A 16,962-nucleotide genomic window follows, 5' to 3' on the forward strand; every position below is an offset into this window, starting at 1 on the left:
CAATACGAGCCCTCACCGGGATTTGTACCTGTAGAAAATCAACTGTGGGAACGAGCTTGTTCCCACAGTTGGATCTGTGTTTCAGCTTAGCCAGGGGTTGGCGGCCAGGTGTTGGCGTTCGAAGGCTTTGATCTGATCGCTACGCTGTAAGGTGCTGCCGATCGCATCGAGGCCGAGCAACAGTGAAGTCTTGCGTAAGGTATCGATCTCGAACGGGATGACCTGACCGTCCTGCAACCTGATCTGCTGTGCCTCCAGATCGACGCTGACCCCGGCACTGTCCGGCTGGCTGACGACTTGTCCGAGCCGCTGTAACACGGCCTCATCGAGGCTAATCAGCAGTACTCCATTGCGCTGGCAGTTGTCATAAAAAATTCCGGCAAAGCTGCTGCCAATCAGCGCCCGGATGCCCATCTGCTTCAAGCCCCAGACCGCATGCTCGCGGCTCGACCCGCAGCCGAAATTCGGCCCAACCACCAGGAAGCTCGCACCCTGCCACGCCGGTTGGTTCAGCACGAACCCGGGGTTGAGTGAACCGTCGGGCAAAAACCGCAGATCAAAAAACAAGCCACGGTCCAGTCCGGCGCGGTCGATGCCTTTGAGGAATTGCTTGGGCATGATCACGTCGGTGTCGATGTTGGCCGCGAGCATCGGGGCGGCCTTGCCGCTGACCTGGGTGAAGGGTTGCAAACTCATGGGCGGTCTCCAAAGTGACGGATGTCGGTCAAGCGGCCGGTGATCGCGGCGGCGGCGACCATGGCCGGGCTCATCAGGTGGGTGCGGGCACCGGCGCCCTGCCGGCCTTCGAAATTACGGTTGGTACTCGAGGCGCAACGGTCGCCCGGCGCCAGCACATCGTCGTTCATGGCCAGGCACATCGAGCAGCCGGACTGCCGCCATTCGAACCCGGCGTCGATGAAGATCGCCGCCAGCCCCTCGGCCTCGGCCTGGTCACGGACTTCGGTGGAGCCCGGAACGATCATCGCCCGCACATGCTTGGCCACGTGTTGGCCGCGTACCACGCTGGCGGCATCGCGCAGGTCTTCGATACGAGCGTTGGTGCAGGAACCAATGAACGCATGGCTGATGACGATTTCACTCAGCGCCATGCCGGCTTCAAGGCCCATGTAGTTCAGGGCGCGACGCATGTCCTGACGCAGGATCAGGTCGCTGACGTCTTGCGGATCAGGCACGCGACCGCCGATCGGCGATGCCTGATCCGGGCTGGTGCCCCAGGTGACCATCGGCTCCAACGCGCTGGCGTCCAGATAAACTTCACGGTCGAACTGCGCATCGGCGTCGCTGTGCAAGGCGCGCCACGTTTCCACGGCGCGCTCCCACAACTCGCCTTTGGGCGCGCGGGGTTTATCCTTGAGGTAGGCGAAGACTTTTTCGTCCGGCGCCATGAATGCACCTCGTGCCCCGGCCTCCACCGCCATGTTGCAAATGGTCATGCGCGCTTCGACGCTCAGGGCATCAATGGTCGAGCCGCAAAACTCGATGGCGTACCCGGTGGCCCCCGACGCGCCGATCTGGCCGATCAGCGCCATGATCACGTCCTTGGAGGTCAACCCCGGCGCCAGTTCGCCATCCACCGTTACCCGCATGCTTTTCAGGCGTTTGTAGACCAGCGTCTGTGACGCCAGCAGGTGTTCGATCTCGGAGGTACCGATGCCGAAACCGAAGGCGCCGAGGGCTCCGTATGTGGTCGTGTGGCTGTCGCCAGCGGCAATCACCATGCCTGGCAGGATGAAGCCCTGTTCCGGGGCAATCACATGTTCGATGCCCTGGCGCTTGTCGAGGATGTCGAGCAATTCGATGCCGAAATCCCTGCAGTTTTCCGCCAGGTACGACACTTGCCGCGCGCCACCGGGATCGGGCATGGCCGCCACACGCTTGGGTGCCGTGGGGTTGACGTGATCGACCACCGCCAACGCGGTTCCGGCACGCCAGATCCGGCGTTTGGCCTCGCGCAGGCCGCTGAAGGCCTGGGGGCTGGTGTATTCGTTGATGACCTGACGATCGATGTACAACAGGACATGGCCCTGGTCATCGAGGCGACACACCGTGTGGGAATCGATGTGTTTGTCATAGAGGGTTCTTGCTGGAGTCATGGAAATACTCGCTCAGGCTCGCGGGTTACAGCGTCTGGGCTCCATCTTAGGCAGTCACCCGCTCCCATCAATGGCCTGAAAGTGATCCCTTGGAACATGGTTCGTGTTGGATCAGGAAACACCGCAACCTGAAGTGAATGCATGCCCGCTTCCACAAGGGTTATGCGCTCGCAGGAACGCGAAACATTTTCTTTCATATCCCCCTTCGGGATTTTCGATGCTCATCCGTCTTATTTAGATGCAGTCGGCCCGCGTTAGGCTGACAGCGACTGACATCTCTCGCCCCCTCAATAAGGTTTTCCAGTTCTGGAAACGCATCAGGACGCCGAGGATTTAGACCCTCGATCAGCTTTCTATGAAGGTGATGTCAGCGCTTTGTGCATGGGAATGGCGTGGAGCCCGGCTACGGCGAAGGTTTCAGCGCAAGGCTGGTAACCCAGATGACGGTAAAACGCTTCACTGGTGCGGGTGCTGTTGAGTCGTGCCTGGCGCAAACCCTGATCGGTCAACCAGCCTTCGAGGTCGTGCACCAGCGCTTGTCCGGCCCCACGACGAAACCATTCCGGTTGCACGTAACAAAACGCCACTTTGCCGCTGATCGCTGCCATCGCGACGCCGACCGGTTTGTCCTGCAAAAGGGCGATGTTCAGGTACAACCGCTCGTCGGCCAGCCAGGGCTGCACGTGGTCGATGGTCTTGTTGTGGGTCCAGGTGGCGACGATGAGCGGATCGTTACGATGGTCGAGCGCGCAACCCACGCGGATGGATCGTTCGACGATCCGGCTGATGATGCCGGCGTCGGCGGGGGTTGCCTTGCAAATGTGTAGGGGAGCATCCATGGCGCTGTTACCTCAATCCATTGAGAGAAAGCTGCTGCCGGGGACGATAGCGCTGCGGGAAGCGGGTGGCTAATGGAGAGACGTTACATTTGGTGTGCTTGCGCAATCCCCCCTCACCCTAACCCTCTCCCGGAGGGAGAGGGGACTGACCGAGTTGTTCTTAGAGCTACATCGACCTGAAAGTCCGAGTCGAACTCAGTTTTTGAAAAGCATGAAAATCGGCTCCCTTTCCCCCTCTCCCCTGTGGGGAGAGGGCTGGGGTGAGGGGTGGATTTTGAAGTTCACACCGGTTGCAACGGCATAGTCAGTTCGACTCGCAATCCATCCGGCCGGCTGTCGAAATGCAACGTACAGCCGCAACGCTGGACGATTGCCTGAACAATCGCCAGCCCCAGACCGCAGCCGGTGCTCTGGCCGTTACGCCAGAAGCGTTGGGTCAAATGTTGCAGATCGTCTTCGGCAATGCCCGGCCCATGGTCGCGAACCACAAACTGTACGCGGTTGCCGGTGGTTTGCAGGCTCAACTCCACCGCGCCATCACCCGGGGTATGCCGCAGCGCGTTGTCCAGCAGGTTGCGCAGCGCGGCAATCGACAGCACCGCGGGCATTTGCACCGGGGCGTGGGAGATTTTCGGCGGCAGCTGAAATTTGATCCGCTGACGATCACCGCTGGCGGCGTCCTGAATCGCCAGTTTCGCCACCTGCTCAGCGCTGCATTGCACGCCGTCATCGAACGACAGACTGCCCTCGACCCGCGCCAGCAACAGCAATTGCTCCAGGGTCCGGTGCAGGCGATCGGCGCCTTCTTCGGCCCGGGCCAAGGATTGATCCCGGGCCGCGCCGTCGGTCATGCGCGCCACTTGCAGGTGGGTCTTGATCGCTGTTAGTGGGCTGCGCAATTCATGGGCCGCGTCACCGGTCAGACGACGTTCGCGTTCGATGGTCTTGCCGATGCGCTGGAACAGCTGATTCTGGGTGTCCAGCAACGGTTGCAGTTCGCTGGGCAGCGGCTGGATTTGCAAGGGTTCGAGAGAATCGGCGCTGCGGCGCATCAAGGCGTCGCGCATGCGATTCAGCGGCGCCAGCCCCTGGCCGATCCCCAGCCAGAGCAGGCACAGACAACCGAGCAAGGCCACGCCCACCGGCACCGAAGCGGCCAGCAGGATCGACATGTTCAGCGCCTCACGCTCGATCTGCCGGTCGGCGGTGGTGATGCGCACGTCGCCGCGGGCCAGGGTGAAACTGCGCCACGGCGCACCGTCGATCATCTGGTCGTGGAAGCCCATTTTCTCGGCTTCCAGGGTTTGTTGCGGATCGGTGTGACTGCGGGCGAGGATTTCGCCACGTAGCGAACTGACCTGACAGGCCATGCCACCAGGGATATTCAGTTGTTCAGCGCTGAAATGGGTGCCTTCGCCCTTGCTCGGCAATGGCGGCAATTGCTCCATCAGGCCGGCGACCATCCGCGCCGAAGCCACCAGCCGCTGGTCGAGGGAAAACATCATCTGATTGCGCAGGTCGCTGAGCATCCAGGCCGCCGCCAACGCCCAGATCAGGGCAAAAGCGGCGCCGAGTGTCAGGCTCAGGCGCAAACGCAGGCTCATCACTTTTTCAATTCCTCTGCGCCATCGGCCGGCCCCAGGCGATAGCCCAGGCCGCGCACCGTCTCGACAATGCCATTGCCGAGTTTGCGCCGCAGGTGATGGATATGCACATTGAGAGCGTTGCTTTCCAGCTCATCGTTAAAACCATAAACGCTGTCTTTCAGTTGCTCGGTCGACAGCACCCGGCCCCGGTTATGCAGCAAGGCCTGCAACAGCGATTGCTCACGACGGGAAAGGTCCACCGGCTGGCCGCCAAGCATGGTTTCGCGGCTGCTTGGGTCGTAAGTCAGGCGACCATGCTCGATCAGGTTGACGCTACGCCCCGCCACCCGTCGCAGCAGGGTGTGCAGGCGCGCGGCAAGTTCGCGCAGGTCGAAAGGCTTGAGCAAGTAATCGTCGGCGCCGGCCTGCAAGCCATCGACGCGGTCGGTGACTGAATCCCGGGCGGTGAGGATCAGCACCGGGATTTCCAGACCGCTGTGACGCAATTGCTGCAACAGCTTCAAACCGTCTTCATCGGGCAGACCGAGGTCGAGCACCATCACATCGAACTCCGCGACCTTGAGCATCGCCCGGGCAGACGATGCGGTGGCGACATGCTCTACCGTCAGGCCTTGAGCGGTGAGGCCGGCGACAATGCCGCTGGCGATCAACTCGTCGTCTTCGCAAACCAGTACGTGCATGGTGAGACCTGTTGAAAAAAAGGTGATTAGGCCGGGGGCCGATTAAGCGGACATTATGCCGCAAGCGCCATTGCCACAAGGCCACTGTGGTTAATCATCGGTTAATCGCCGCCTCCCATTGTGCACCTCACTTGCACAGGGATAAGGCTTACCCATGCGTCGACTGTTTTTGTTTTTTGTTCTCTTGATCTCGGGTGTGGCCCAGGCAGGGACCAATCCGTTCGAGACCAAACCTGAATTTTTGCCGGTGGAAAAAGCGTTCGTCTTCACGTCCGAGCGACTTGAGTCGGGCGAAACCCAGCTCTATTGGCAGATCGCCGACGGCTATTACCTGTATCAGAAACGCCTGAAATTCGATGGCTTGCCCGTTGAGCACCATCCCGTATTACCTCAAGGCGAAGCGCACAGCGATGAGTTCTTCGGCGAACAGCAGGTCTATCGTCAGGGCCTGGAACTGAAGGTTGCGGCCGGTGCCACCGGGCAAATCAAAGTGGGCTTCCAGGGCTGTGCCGACGCCGGTTTGTGTTATCCGCCGCACACTCAGGTCGTGGATCTGGGCGGCACATCCGCTATCACTGCGACAAACGAAGCACCGGACCAAGCCCTGGCCAGCGGCCTGCAACAACGGGCGCTGGGCTGGAGTTTGCTGGTGTTCTTCGGTCTGGGACTGTTGCTGGCCTTCACGCCTTGCTCGTTGCCGATGCTGCCGATTCTGGCCGGTTTGATCGTCGGCAGTGGCGCCACACCCAAGCGCGGTTTCGCCTTGGCCACCAGCTACGTCGCGTGCATGGCACTGGTGTATGCGGCGATGGGCGTGCTGGCCGCAATGCTCGGGGCAAATTTGCAGGCGTTGTTGCAAAACCCTTGGTTGCTGGGCAGTTTCGCGGCTGTATTTGTGTTGCTGGCGTTGCCGATGTTCGGCTTCTTCGAGTTGCAACTGCCGGTGGCCGTGCGTGATCGATTGGAAAATGTCTCGCGCAATCAACGCGGCGGCAGCCTGTTCGGTGCCGGTGTGTTGGGGGGCTTGTCCGGTTTGCTGGTGGGTCCGTGCATGACCGCCCCGCTGGCGGGCGCCTTGCTCTACATCGCGCAAAGCGGCAATGCGCTGCATGGCGGGCTGATTCTGTTCACCATGGGCATCGGTATCGGTGTACCGCTGCTGTTGTTGGTCACCGTCGGCAATCGCTTCCTGCCCAAACCCGGCGCGTGGATGAACCTGCTCAAGGGCGTATTCGGCTTCCTGTTCCTCGCCACCGCGTTGCTGATGCTGCGCCCGGTGCTGGACGAATCACTGTGGATCGGTCTGTGCGGTGCGTTGCTGCTGATTGCCGCATACAGCGCCTGGAAGCAGTCGGAAGGTTTCGGTCGCGTCGCCCATGTGTTCGGCGCCAGCTCACTCTTGCTGGGTGTGTGGGGCAGCCTGCTGATGATCGGTGCCGCCGGCGGCAGCGATGACTTGGTGAAGCCATTGCAGGTCTACAGCGCTTCGAACTCGAGCAGCGCCGCCAACCCGGTCGGCCACGACGCATTCACCACGATCAAGGATCCGGCAGCTCTGCAACGGGAGCTCGATGTGGCACAGGCTCAAGGCCAGTGGGTACTGCTGGACTACTACGCCGACTGGTGCGTGTCGTGCAAGGTCATGGAAAAACAGGTGTTCGGCAAAGCCCACGTACTGGAGGCCTTGAGCGAAGTGCGCTTGCTACGGTTGGACGTCACCGCCGACAATGCCGCCAGCCGCGAACTGCTCGGCCGTTATAAAGTGCCGGGGCCACCGAGCCTGCTGTGGATCGGCGCCGACGGCATCGAGCGTCGCAGCCAGCGCATCACCGGTGAGGTCGATGCCGGCACCTTTCTGCAACGCTGGACCACTACCCGAGACGCCCGTTAATGCTGACCTTTACCCTCGGCACTTTTGCCATCGCGCTTAATCACCTGCTGCTGATCAGTGCCCTGGCGCTGGCGACCTTCGTCGGCTGGCGGGTGGCCAAGCGCGGCGGCGAGAATCCGGAGTCGGTGCTGTTCAGCCTGTTCCTGCTGGGCATGCTGGCCGCCCGGGTCGGTTTCGTGGCCGTTTACTGGGCCCATTATCGCAATGACCCCTGGCAGATCATCGACCTGCGCGACGGCGGTTTCCTCGCCTGGCCCGGTGTGATCGTGCTGCTGCTGGCCGCGTTGTATCGAGGCTGGCGTCGCCCGGGCTTGCGCCGGCCGTTGGGCTTTGGCGTGGCCAGCGGCCTGGCGTTCTGGCTGCTGGCGACCTTCTCCCTGACCCTTTACGAACAAGGCACACGCCTGCCGGAAATAACCCTGCGCAATGCCGCCGGTGAAACCGTGCAACTGGCGGACTACAAGGGCGGCCCGTTGGTGATCAATCTCTGGGCCACCTGGTGTCCGCCGTGCCGTCGGGAAATGCCGGTGCTGGAAAACGCCCAGCAACACCGCCCGGACCTGACGTTCCTGTTCGTCAATCAGGCTGAAAGCATGCAAAGCGTCAGTACGTTTCTGGAAACCCAGGGCCTGAGCCTGTCCAACGTACTGTTTGACGGCAGTGGCCGATTGAGCCAGGCCGTCGGCTCCATGGCGTTGCCGACTACGCTGTTCTATAGCCCCGACGGTCGCCTGCTGGGCAGCCATCTGGGCGAGCTGTCGGAAGCCAGCCTGGCCCGCGCTTTGGAAAACTTCGACACCCCGAATCCTGCCGTACCGGCCACCTCTTCAAGGAAACTGCCATGCCCCGCCTCCGCCACCTGCTGACGTTGACCCTGGGCGCCGCCCTGCTGCATTTACCATCAGCGCAGGCCGCCGAAGAATTGCCCGAAGCGATCAAGAAAATCGAGGCCAAGGGCGCGAAAATCGTCGGCCAATTCGACGCACCCGACGGCTTGCGCGGCTATGCAGCGCAGTACCAGAACCGGGGCATGGCGTTGTACCTGACACCGGATGGCAAGCACGTGCTGCTCGGCAATCTGTATGACGCCGACGGCAACGACCTGAGCAGCGCGCCGTTGCAGAAGCTGGTTTACGCGCCGCTGGCCAAGGAAATCTGGGGCAAGATGGAAGCCAGCAACTGGATCGGCGACGGGAAGAAAGATGCCCCACGGGTCGTCTACCTGTTCAGCGATCCGAACTGCCCTTATTGCAACATGTTCTGGGAACAGGCGCGGCCATGGGTCGAGGCGGGCAAGGTGCAGTTGCGGCACATCATGGTCGGCATCATTCGCGAAGACAGTCCGGGGAAATCGGCTGCACTGCTGGCCGCCAAGGATCCGCAGAAAGCGTTGGAAGACCATGAGAAATCAGGCAAGGACAGCTCGCTAAAAGCCCTGAAAAACGTGCCCCCGGCGATTCAGGCGAAGCTGGCGGCCAACATGCAGTTGATGGAAGACCTGGAGCTGCAGGCTACCCCGGCGATTTTCTACATGGACGGCAAGGGCGAGCTGCAACAACAGCAAGGCGCGCCGTCGCCGGACAAACTGGTGCAAATTCTCGGGCCTAAGTAGCTCTTTCTGATAGGGCGTTGGTGGATTCACTGACGTCTTCGCGAGCAAGCCCGCTCCCACAGGGGAATGCATTCCAATGTGGGAGCGAGCCTGCTCGCGATTGCGTCTATGTGACCGACTAATTTCTCTGCGCTAGAAACTCAAGCAGCGTCTCGGTGACAAACTGCGGATTCTCCAGATTGGAGATATGCCCCGCTTCCGGCACCAGCAAAAATGGGCAACCGATCAACCCGGCCATCTCCCTTGTCTCCGATGGCGGTCGCGGTTTGTCCTGATCGCCGCACATCAGCAGCGTGGTATCAGGATTCAACTCGCCCAGTCGCGGCAACAGATCATCGCGCCCAAACGTAATTCGCCCCATCGGCACGATGCTCTCACGCAGACGCTCTGGCGGCAGCGCGGCCAGTTTGGCGCGGAAGTCCTGATACAGCGCCGACTGCGGATCGATGCCCGGGCGGAAGAAGATCGGCACGACGATATCGAGTAACTGTGGCGCGATCACGCCGGTGTCTTCGATCTGTTTGAACAGCGAGAAATAGTATTGGCGAGTCGGTTCCGGCTCGACGCCGACGTAGGTGTCCATCAGCACCAGGCCGTTGATCCGTTGCGGGGCCGACAGTGCCAGACGCACGCCCCACATGCCACCGACTGAAAGACCGACCAGCGTGACACGGTCGATGTCCAGGTGATCGAGCAACGCCAGTGCCTGGCGCGCAATGTCATCCAGCGATTGCGTACTTTGGGGTAGCGGCCCGGATTCACCGTGGCCCCAGAGGTCCAGAGCAATTACCCGGTATTGCTGCGACAGAGCGGCGATCTGCGGCACCCACATGGCCTGGTCCCACAGATAACTGCCCGCCAGCAGAACGGCAGGGCCGGTGCCTTGATCAATATAGTGAAGGGGTTGTCCGTCTATTGTTGCGAAGGGCATTAGCTGTCTCCTCACCAAAAATGGAGCAGGCAGACTGGGCTGCGGTGGCTCTACAGTCAACCTTGTGGCGTTTGTGCCAGGGTTTGATCGTCCACGCGCAGGTGGCCAATGCTCTGACCGCGAGGGCTGCCGGCCACGAACAGCGTCGTATTAGTTCAACTTCTCATTTGACAATAATTATCATTAAGAATAATTTGTCGCTCGATGTGTTGGACGGCCCAGCCCCCCGCTTGCCGTCCGCCAACCTATTGCAGCAAGGTGATTTCCAATGACGGAACAAGTATCCACAAGCAGGTGCGATTCACCGTTACTTCAGGCATTCGTCGACAATCGACTGATTCTGGTCAAGATCGCAGCCCGCATTACCGGCTGCCGGTCGCGTGCAGAAGACGTGGTGCAGGATACGTTCTTCCGGCTGCAATCAGCGCCGCAGATCACGTCCTCGTTCAAGGCTCAGCTCAGCTACCTGTTTCAGATCGTGCGCAATCTGGCGATCGATCACTACCGCAAACAGGCGCTGGAGCAGAAGTACTCGGGCCCTGAAGAGGAAGGCCTGAACGTGGTGATTCAAGGTGCTTCGCCGGAAACCTCGCACATCAACTTCTCGACGCTGCAACACATCGCCGACGCGCTGACCGAGCTGCCCAGCCGCACCCGCTACGCTTTCGAGATGTATCGCCTGCACGGCGTGCCGCAAAAGGACATCGCCAAGGAGCTTGGCGTCTCGCCGACCCTGGTGAACTTCATGATTCGCGATGCGCTGGTTCATTGCCGCAAGGTGTCGGGGAGTCGTGTGGATACTTTTGCCCGTCGTTGAAATTTGCGTCGCCCCCCTTCGCGAGCAGGCTCGCTCCCACAGTTGATCTCTGGTGTTCACAAACTGTGTGTTCACAATAGATCCCATGTGGGAGCGAGCCTGCTCGCGATGGGGCACTCAAGACCGAAGCAGATGTTGAGCCTTAAGCATCAAGCCAACACACACCGATCAAAAACCGCTCACGCCCCCACACCATCAGCGCCGCGCGTGCTTTCTCGCAGTGGAAACCCTGATTCTGCATATGCCCGATCATCTTCGCGTTGTCGGCGCGAGGCTCGGCGACCACTCGCTGAGTGCGTGGATCGTCGAGAAACAGGTAATGCGTCAACCAGCTCGCCACCTTGTGCGGGCCACGGTGATTTTCCTCACCCTCGAATCAGGGCTTACCCACCGGTACCAGGGCAATTTTGTAGGGATCGAAAATCTTCAGCATTTGGCCGTTATCCCTCAACCCCTGCAGCAATTTGGCAAACGTCTCGCCGCTGATCGGTGCCATCGGGCGGAGGATGGCGTAGTGGTGATAGACCTGATCGATGCGTTGCGACACCAGCAGCTGCTCGCCGACTTTCTCGTTACGCAGCAGATAATCGCTCAGGTAGGAGCGAGTCACCAAGGCAATATCCGCTCGTCCACGCAGCACCATCAGCAAGTTGCTGTCGTGGGAATAAGTCAGCGTGGCGTTGTAGGAGTCGGCCAGATACTTGGGATCGGCATTGAAATTGGCAAACTCGTAGTGATAGCCGCTGTACAGCGCCAAGCGCTTGCCCGCCAGGTCCTTGAAGTAATTCTCGTCGCGATCGGGTTTCTTCTGCGCGACAAAGATTTCTGCATCTTCCAGGCCCATGTCGACGTCGGTATGCGGAATATCCTTCCAGCCCCAGTCCGGGTTCTCGAAAATCGCCATATCGACCCGGCCTTCCTTGAAGTCGTTGAAACGTCGAGGAATGGAGGTGGGCACCAATACAAACTGATAATCGGTTTGCAACTGATTCAGCGCTTCCACCAGTTGCGGCAACAGACCGGTGTCGGCACCGGACTCCGGGCGCACGGTATAGGGTGGAAAATGCGCGGCACCGACCCGCACCTGTTGTGCAGCCTGAGACGGCAACACGAAGCACACCGCAAGCGTCGCCAGCAAAAGCCGCGAAGCCGTCCGAATTGGCGAAGACATCAAAACAATCCACTCCCCAAAAAAATACGCTTCAATGCATTCAAGCTAGGCGGTTTCCGCGACTTAGCCAGTTTCCTTTGACCTGAACAAACTATTGCTTCTCTTCCAGCACCAGAATCAACGCCTCATCGGCCAATTGATCGAGGCTCATGCTGCCGCCTGCGCGAAACCAGGTGGTGGTCCAGGACAATGCACCGGTCAGAAAACGGCGGGTGATGAACACATCCCCGCGGATAAAACCGGCCTCTTTGGCCTCACCCAGCACCTGAAGCCAGAGTTCTTCATAAATATCGCGCAGCGCCAGCACCTGCGCCTGCCCGTCTGCGGACAGCGAACGCCATTCATACACCAACACCGCCATGGCCTCGCCGCTGCCGCCCATGATCGACTGCAATTCACAACGAATCAGCGCCAGTACCCGCTCGCGCACACTGCCGGCTTCGGCCAGGGCTGCACGCATCAACGCCGTGTTATAGCGAATGGTTTCTTCCATCACCGCCCGCAGGATCTCGTCCTTGCTCTTGAAGTGATGAAAAATACTGCCGGACTGAATCCCCACGGCGCCAGCCAGATCGCGCACGGTGGTGCGTTCGTAACCTTTGTTGCGGAACAGGTGAGCCGCCACTTGCAGCAGTTTGCCGCGGGCGCTGTCCGGGTCGGTCAATTGGCCGCTGTCGACCAATTCGCGCATCACCCTCAGGGCTTTTTGCTCGTCCACCCGTTCTCTCCTACAGTCGATCAATCAAATACGCCGCTCGCCGCTAAACCTGCGGGGTTGCGCGGGCAATTTAAGCTGGCCGGCGCGACCAAGCAAGCGCTCGGGCAGAAGATATTTATGCCGTTTACAAACCAAGCGCTTGCTTGGTAGTCTCGATACACTTCTATCGCAGGTGACTATGGAGTTGACTGTGCCCAAAACAATCCGCATCGGTTGCGCCAGCGCCTTTTGGGGCGACACCTCGACCGCCGCCGCGCAACTGGTAGAAGGTGGGCGTCTGGACTATCTGGTCTTCGATTATCTGGCCGAGGTTACGATGTCGATCATGGCCGGTGCGCGGATGAAAGACCCCCTGGCCGGTTACGCCAGCGACTTCATCGAAGTCCTCAGCCCGCTGTTGGCTCAACTCGCCGAACAGAAAATCCGCGTCATCAGCAATGCCGGCGGGGTCAATCCGCAAGCCTGCGCCGCCGCCCTGCAAGCGGCCTGCGACAAGGCCGGAGTGATGCTGAAAATCGCCGTGCTGCTGGGCGATGACTTGCAGCCGCAACTTAAACAGCTGAGCCGCCGCGGCATCCATGAAATGTTCAGCGGTGCCCCCTTGCCGCCAATGTGCGTCTCGACCAACGCCTACCTCGGCGCACCGGGCATCGTCGAAGCCCTGCGGCTGGGCGCCGACATCGTCATCACCGGACGGGTGGTCGACAGCGCCGTGGTCAGCGCCGCGCTGGTGCATGAATTCGGCTGGTCCTGGCACGACTACGACAAACTCGCCCAGGCCGCATTGGCCGGGCACCTGATCGAATGCGGCGCCCAGTGCACCGGCGGCAACTTCACCGATTGGCGCGAGGTGCCCGACTACGAACACATCGGCTTCCCCATCGTCGAAGTCAACGCCGACAGCCAGTTCATCGTCAGCAAACCCGAAGGCTCCGGCGGACTGGTCACACCCCTGACGGTCGGCGAGCAGATGCTGTATGAAATCGGTAACCCGCAGGCGTATCTGCTGCCGGACGTGGTCTGCGATTTCACTGAAGTCAAACTCGTGCAACAAGGCAAAAACGCGGTCCAGGTGCACGGCGCAAAAGGCTTGCCACCGACCGATCAGTACAAGGTCAGCGCGACGTACCCGGACGGTTTCCGCTGCACCGCCAGTTGCCTGATCGCCGGGATCGATGCGGTCGACAAGGCGCGTCGAGTCAGCGAAGCCATCATCAACAAGACCTCGGAAATCTTCAGTCAGCGCGGTTGGCCACCCTACAGCGAAGTGAACATCGAACTGCTCGGCAGCGAGGCCACTTACGGCCCCCACGGTCAGCGTCAGGACAGCCGTGAAGTGGTGATCAAACTCGCGGTGCGCCATCCGGGGAAACAGGCGTTGATTGTGTTCTCCCGGGAGATCGCCCAGGCCGCCACCGGCATGGCGCCAGGGCTGACCGGGATTGTCGGTGGACGGCCGACGGTGTATCCGCTGATCCGGCTGTTCTCGTTCCTTATCGACAAAACCGCCTGCACGCTGGACATTGATCTCAAGGGCCAGCGCCACCCCTGCGCCTTGCCCGCCATTGATGTGCTCGACACCGCCGACCTGCCCGTGGCGTGCGCCCCACCGAAACCCTCAGGCCGGGCCGATGCCAGCGTGGCCCTGGTCAAACTCGCCGTAGCGCGCTCCGGTGACAAGGGCAACCACAGCAACATCGGCGTCATGGCCCGCGAGCCGGAGTACCTGCCGTGGATTGCCGAAGCCTTGACGCCGGCAGTGATCGTCGACTGGATGAGTCATGTCCTCGACCCGATCCACGGACGTGTCGAACGCTGGTACCTGCCGGGCACCCACAGCCTTAATTTTCTGCTGGAAAACGCCCTGGGAGGCGGTGGCGTGGCCAGCCTGCGGATCGATCCGCAAGGCAAAGCCTTCGCCCAGCAACTGCTGGAAATCCAGATACCGGTGCCTCAGCGCATCGCCGATCAGGTCAACTAGAGGACTGTCGCCATGGCTTACGATTCGATTTTCAAAGCCGGTTTGTTTGCAGGCCAAAACATCATCGTCACCGGTGGCGGCAGCGGCATCGGTCGTTGCACCGCTCACGAACTGGCGGCCCTCGGCGCCCACGTGCTGTTGCTCGGGCGCAAGGCTGACAAGCTGAAAAACGTCGCGGCCGAGATTACCGAAGATGGCGGCAAGGCTGACTGGATGGTCTGCGATATTCGTGAGGAAGAAACGGTCAAGCATGTGATCAGCGAGTTGATCCGCAAGCACGGACCGATTAACGGCCTGGTCAACAATGCTGGCGGGCAGTACCCGTCGCCGTTGGCGTCGATCAATCAAAAAGGCTTCGATACGGTGTTGCGCACCAACCTGATGGGCGGCTTCCTGATGGCCAGGGAAGTGTTCAACCAGTCCATGAGCAAACACGGCGGCGCCATCGTCAATATGCTCGCCGACATGTGGGGCGGCATGCCCGGCATGGGCCACTCGGGCGCGGCGCGTTCGGGCATGGACAACCTCACCAAGACCGCCGCGTTCGAATGGGGTTATGCCGGGGTGCGGGTCAACGCCGTGGCGCCGGGCTGGATCGCGTCCAGTGGCATGGACACCTACGAAGGCGCGTTCAAAGCGGTGATCCCGACGTTGCGCGAGCACGTGCCACTGAAACGCATCGGCACTGAATCGGAAGTCAGCGCGGCGATCGTTTTCCTGCTCAGCCCGGCCGCGGCGTTTATCAGCGGCAGCACCTTGCGCATCGACGGCGCCGCCAGCCTGGGCGGGCGCGCCTGGCCGATACACAAGGCGCAGATCAGCGAGTCGTATAACGGTTTCCACCGTGCCTACCTGCCTGACGTGCTCAAGGACAAGGAATAATTCATGCCGGTGATTCAGTCGCAAGTGGACCCGTTCAGCGAACAGTTCGCCCGCAATCGCGCGGCGATGCTGGTCGGCATCGAGCACGTCCGCCAGCTCGAACAGAACTTGCTGAACAAGGCGGCCGAAGCCAAACCCAGGTTCGACAAACGCGGCCAATTGTTGCCCCGCGAACGCCTCAATCTGCTGCTGGACCCTGGCGCACCGTTCCTCGAACTGGCGAGCCTGGCCGGCTACAAGCTGCATGACGACAAGGACGGCAGTTCGGCTGGCGGCGGGTTGATCGCCGGGATCGGCTACGTGTCCGGCGTGCGCGTGTTGGTGGTGGCAAACAACAGTGCGATCAAGGGCGGGACCATTTCCCCCAGCGGTTTGAAAAAATCCCTGCGCCTGCAACAGATCGCCATGGAGAACAAACTGCCGGTCATTACCTTGGCCGAAAGCGGTGGCGCCAACCTCAATTACGCGGCGGAGATTTTCGTCGAAGGCGCCCGCAGCTTTGCCAATCAGGCGCGGATGTCGGCCATGGGCCTGCCGCAAATCACCGTGGTCCATGGCTCGGCCACGGCGGGTGGCGCCTATCAGCCAGGGTTGTCGGATTACGTGGTGGTGGTGCGTGGCAAGGCCAAGCTGTTTCTGGCCGGCCCGCCGCTGCTCAAGGCTGCCACCGGCGAAGTCGCCACCGATGAAGCACTGGGCGGCGCCGAGATGCATGCGCAGATCGCCGGCACCGCTGAATACCTGGCAGAGAACGATGCCGACGGCGTGCGTCTGGTGCGCGAGATTGTCGGCCTGCTGCGGTGGAACGATCAGCTGCAATGGCTACCCGAACGTCATTGGGAAGAACCGCTCTACCCCATCGACGAGTTGCTCGGGCTGATTCCTGACGATGCGAAAAAACCTTACGACGTGCGCGAAATCATCGCGCGGATAGCCGACGGCTCGAACTTTCTCGAATTCAAGGGCGAGTTCGATCAGCAAACCGTCTGCGGCCATTTGCAGATTCAAGGCCGCGCCTGTGGGTTCATTGGCAACAATGGGCCGATCACACCCAAGGGTGCGAGCAAGGCCGCGCAGTTCATTCAGCTCTGCGACCAGAGCAAGACCCCGTTGCTGTTCTTCCACAACACCACCGGGTTCATGGTCGGCACCGAGTCGGAGCAGCAAGGCGTGATCAAACACGGCGCGAAAATGATTCAAGCGGTGGCCAACGCCCGGGTGCCTAAACTGACCATCGTCGTCGGTGGTTCCTACGGCGCCGGCAACTACGCGATGTGCGGCCGCGGCCTCGACCCGCGCTTCATTTTCGCCTGGCCCAACAGCCGCACGGCGGTGATGGGCGGCGCCCAGGCCGGCAAGGTGCTGAGGATCGTCACCGAGGCCAAGCAGGCCAAGGACGGTCTGGTGCCCGACCCGAAAATGCTCGACATGCTGGAACAGGTCACCGCGCAGAAACTCGACAACCAGTCCACCGCACTGTACGGCAGCGCCAGCCTGTGGGACGACGGGTTGATCGACCCTCGCGATACCCGGACCTTGCTCGGGTACTTGCTGGATATCTGTCATGAGGCTGAAGTGCGGCCGCTGCAATCCAACAGCTTTGGTGTAGCCCGCTTTTGATTAGATCGTTCCCACGCTCTGCGTGGGAATGCAGCCAGGGACGCTCCGCGTCCCAAGAGCGTCCATTGAGGCATTCCCACGCAGAGCGTGGGAACGATC

At 60.8% G+C, this 16,962-nt stretch carries 15 protein-coding genes and 1 pseudogene; 7 read left to right on the forward strand and 9 right to left on the reverse strand.

From position 1 onward, the window contains the following. Positions 1 to 81 precede the first annotated feature (81 nt). From leuD to DFS28_RS27790, 5 genes are all read right to left on the reverse strand, one after another. Positions 82 to 696 carry a 3-isopropylmalate dehydratase small subunit gene (leuD, locus tag DFS28_RS27770; protein WP_111452334.1) on the reverse strand — a complete coding sequence of 205 codons (615 nt, stop codon included), beginning with the start codon at positions 694 to 696 and terminating at the stop codon, positions 82 to 84. Continuing rightward, positions 693 to 2,114 carry a 3-isopropylmalate dehydratase large subunit gene (gene leuC / locus DFS28_RS27775; protein WP_111452335.1) on the reverse strand — a complete coding sequence of 474 codons (1,422 nt, stop codon included), beginning with the start codon at positions 2,112 to 2,114 and terminating at the stop codon, positions 693 to 695. Before leuC ends, leuD begins: the two co-directional genes overlap by 4 nt. A 353-nt stretch (positions 2,115 to 2,467) precedes the next feature. Continuing rightward, a complete protein-coding gene (locus DFS28_RS27780) occupies positions 2,468 to 2,953 on the reverse strand; it encodes a GNAT family N-acetyltransferase (protein ID WP_111452336.1) in 486 nt (161 codons plus the stop codon). Positions 2,954 to 3,234: 281 nt separating this feature from the next. After that, entirely contained in the window at positions 3,235 to 4,560 is a 1,326-nt protein-coding gene (locus tag DFS28_RS27785; protein WP_111452337.1) for an ATP-binding protein, read from the reverse strand. After that, positions 4,557 to 5,240: a response regulator gene (locus DFS28_RS27790; protein WP_074878741.1), complete on the reverse strand. Its 684-nt coding sequence runs from the start codon at positions 5,238 to 5,240 to the stop codon at positions 4,557 to 4,559. The genes DFS28_RS27785 and DFS28_RS27790 overlap by 4 nt, the downstream gene beginning before the upstream one ends. A 154-nt stretch (positions 5,241 to 5,394) precedes the next feature. Between DFS28_RS27790 and dsbD the strand changes: the two genes are divergently transcribed. The 3 genes from dsbD to dsbG are packed head-to-tail and all read left to right on the forward strand — an operon-like array spanning position 5,395 to position 8,743. After that, a complete protein-coding gene (gene dsbD, locus DFS28_RS27795) occupies positions 5,395 to 7,131 on the forward strand; it encodes a protein-disulfide reductase DsbD (RefSeq protein WP_111452338.1) in 1,737 nt (578 codons plus the stop codon). Further along, positions 7,131 to 7,997 (forward strand): TlpA disulfide reductase family protein, encoded by an 867-nt coding sequence (locus tag DFS28_RS27800; RefSeq protein ID WP_111452339.1) that lies wholly within the window; start codon positions 7,131 to 7,133, stop codon positions 7,995 to 7,997. Before dsbD ends, DFS28_RS27800 begins: the two co-directional genes overlap by 1 nt. Beyond that, on the forward strand, positions 7,973 to 8,743 hold the full coding sequence (gene dsbG / locus DFS28_RS27805) for a thiol:disulfide interchange protein DsbG (RefSeq protein WP_111452340.1): 771 nt from the start codon (positions 7,973 to 7,975) through the stop codon (positions 8,741 to 8,743). The genes DFS28_RS27800 and dsbG overlap by 25 nt, the downstream gene beginning before the upstream one ends. Before the next feature lie 118 nt (positions 8,744 to 8,861). Here the strand turns inward: dsbG and DFS28_RS27810 are convergent, their stop codons facing one another. Beyond that, positions 8,862 to 9,674, reverse strand: coding sequence for an alpha/beta fold hydrolase (locus DFS28_RS27810; protein ID WP_111452341.1), 813 nt, complete (start codon positions 9,672 to 9,674; stop codon positions 8,862 to 8,864). Positions 9,675 to 9,942: 268 nt separating this feature from the next. On the opposite strand from DFS28_RS27810, the gene DFS28_RS27815 reads away from it, so the two are divergent. After that, complete coding sequence (locus DFS28_RS27815; RefSeq protein WP_111452342.1) at positions 9,943 to 10,491, forward strand: RNA polymerase factor sigma-70; 549 nt, start codon at positions 9,943 to 9,945, stop codon at positions 10,489 to 10,491. 149 nt (positions 10,492 to 10,640) lie between these two features. On the opposite strand, the pseudogene DFS28_RS27820 reads toward DFS28_RS27815, so the two are convergent. The 3 genes and pseudogenes from DFS28_RS27820 to DFS28_RS27830 form a co-directional block, all read right to left on the reverse strand. Beyond that, a pseudogene (locus tag DFS28_RS27820) lies at positions 10,641 to 10,861 on the reverse strand (GNAT family N-acetyltransferase); the annotation flags it as partial. A 6-nt stretch (positions 10,862 to 10,867) separates the two neighbouring features. Continuing rightward, on the reverse strand, positions 10,868 to 11,662 hold the full coding sequence (locus DFS28_RS27825; RefSeq protein WP_111452343.1) for an ABC transporter substrate-binding protein: 795 nt from the start codon (positions 11,660 to 11,662) through the stop codon (positions 10,868 to 10,870). Between the two features lie 91 nt (positions 11,663 to 11,753). Continuing rightward, positions 11,754 to 12,380, reverse strand: coding sequence for a TetR/AcrR family transcriptional regulator (locus DFS28_RS27830; protein WP_008145910.1), 627 nt, complete (start codon positions 12,378 to 12,380; stop codon positions 11,754 to 11,756). 190 nt (positions 12,381 to 12,570) lie between these two features. Here DFS28_RS27830 and DFS28_RS27835 point away from each other — a divergent pair, with 190 nt between their 5' ends. Genes DFS28_RS27835 through atuC form a run of 3 tightly spaced genes read left to right on the forward strand, consistent with a single transcriptional unit; the run spans position 12,571 to position 16,863 of the window. Next, a complete protein-coding gene (locus DFS28_RS27835) occupies positions 12,571 to 14,361 on the forward strand; it encodes an acyclic terpene utilization AtuA family protein (protein WP_165934028.1) in 1,791 nt (596 codons plus the stop codon). Between the two features lie 12 nt (positions 14,362 to 14,373). After that, a complete protein-coding gene (locus tag DFS28_RS27840) occupies positions 14,374 to 15,243 on the forward strand; it encodes an SDR family oxidoreductase (protein WP_111452345.1) in 870 nt (289 codons plus the stop codon). A gap of 3 nt (positions 15,244 to 15,246) precedes the next feature. Then, positions 15,247 to 16,863: a geranyl-CoA carboxylase subunit beta gene (gene atuC / locus DFS28_RS27845; protein WP_111452346.1), complete on the forward strand. Its 1,617-nt coding sequence runs from the start codon at positions 15,247 to 15,249 to the stop codon at positions 16,861 to 16,863. Positions 16,864 to 16,962 lie beyond the last annotated feature (99 nt).

This window comes from Pseudomonas sp. 478, from assembly GCF_003254125.1.
GTDB lineage: Bacteria > Pseudomonadota > Gammaproteobacteria > Pseudomonadales > Pseudomonadaceae > Aquipseudomonas.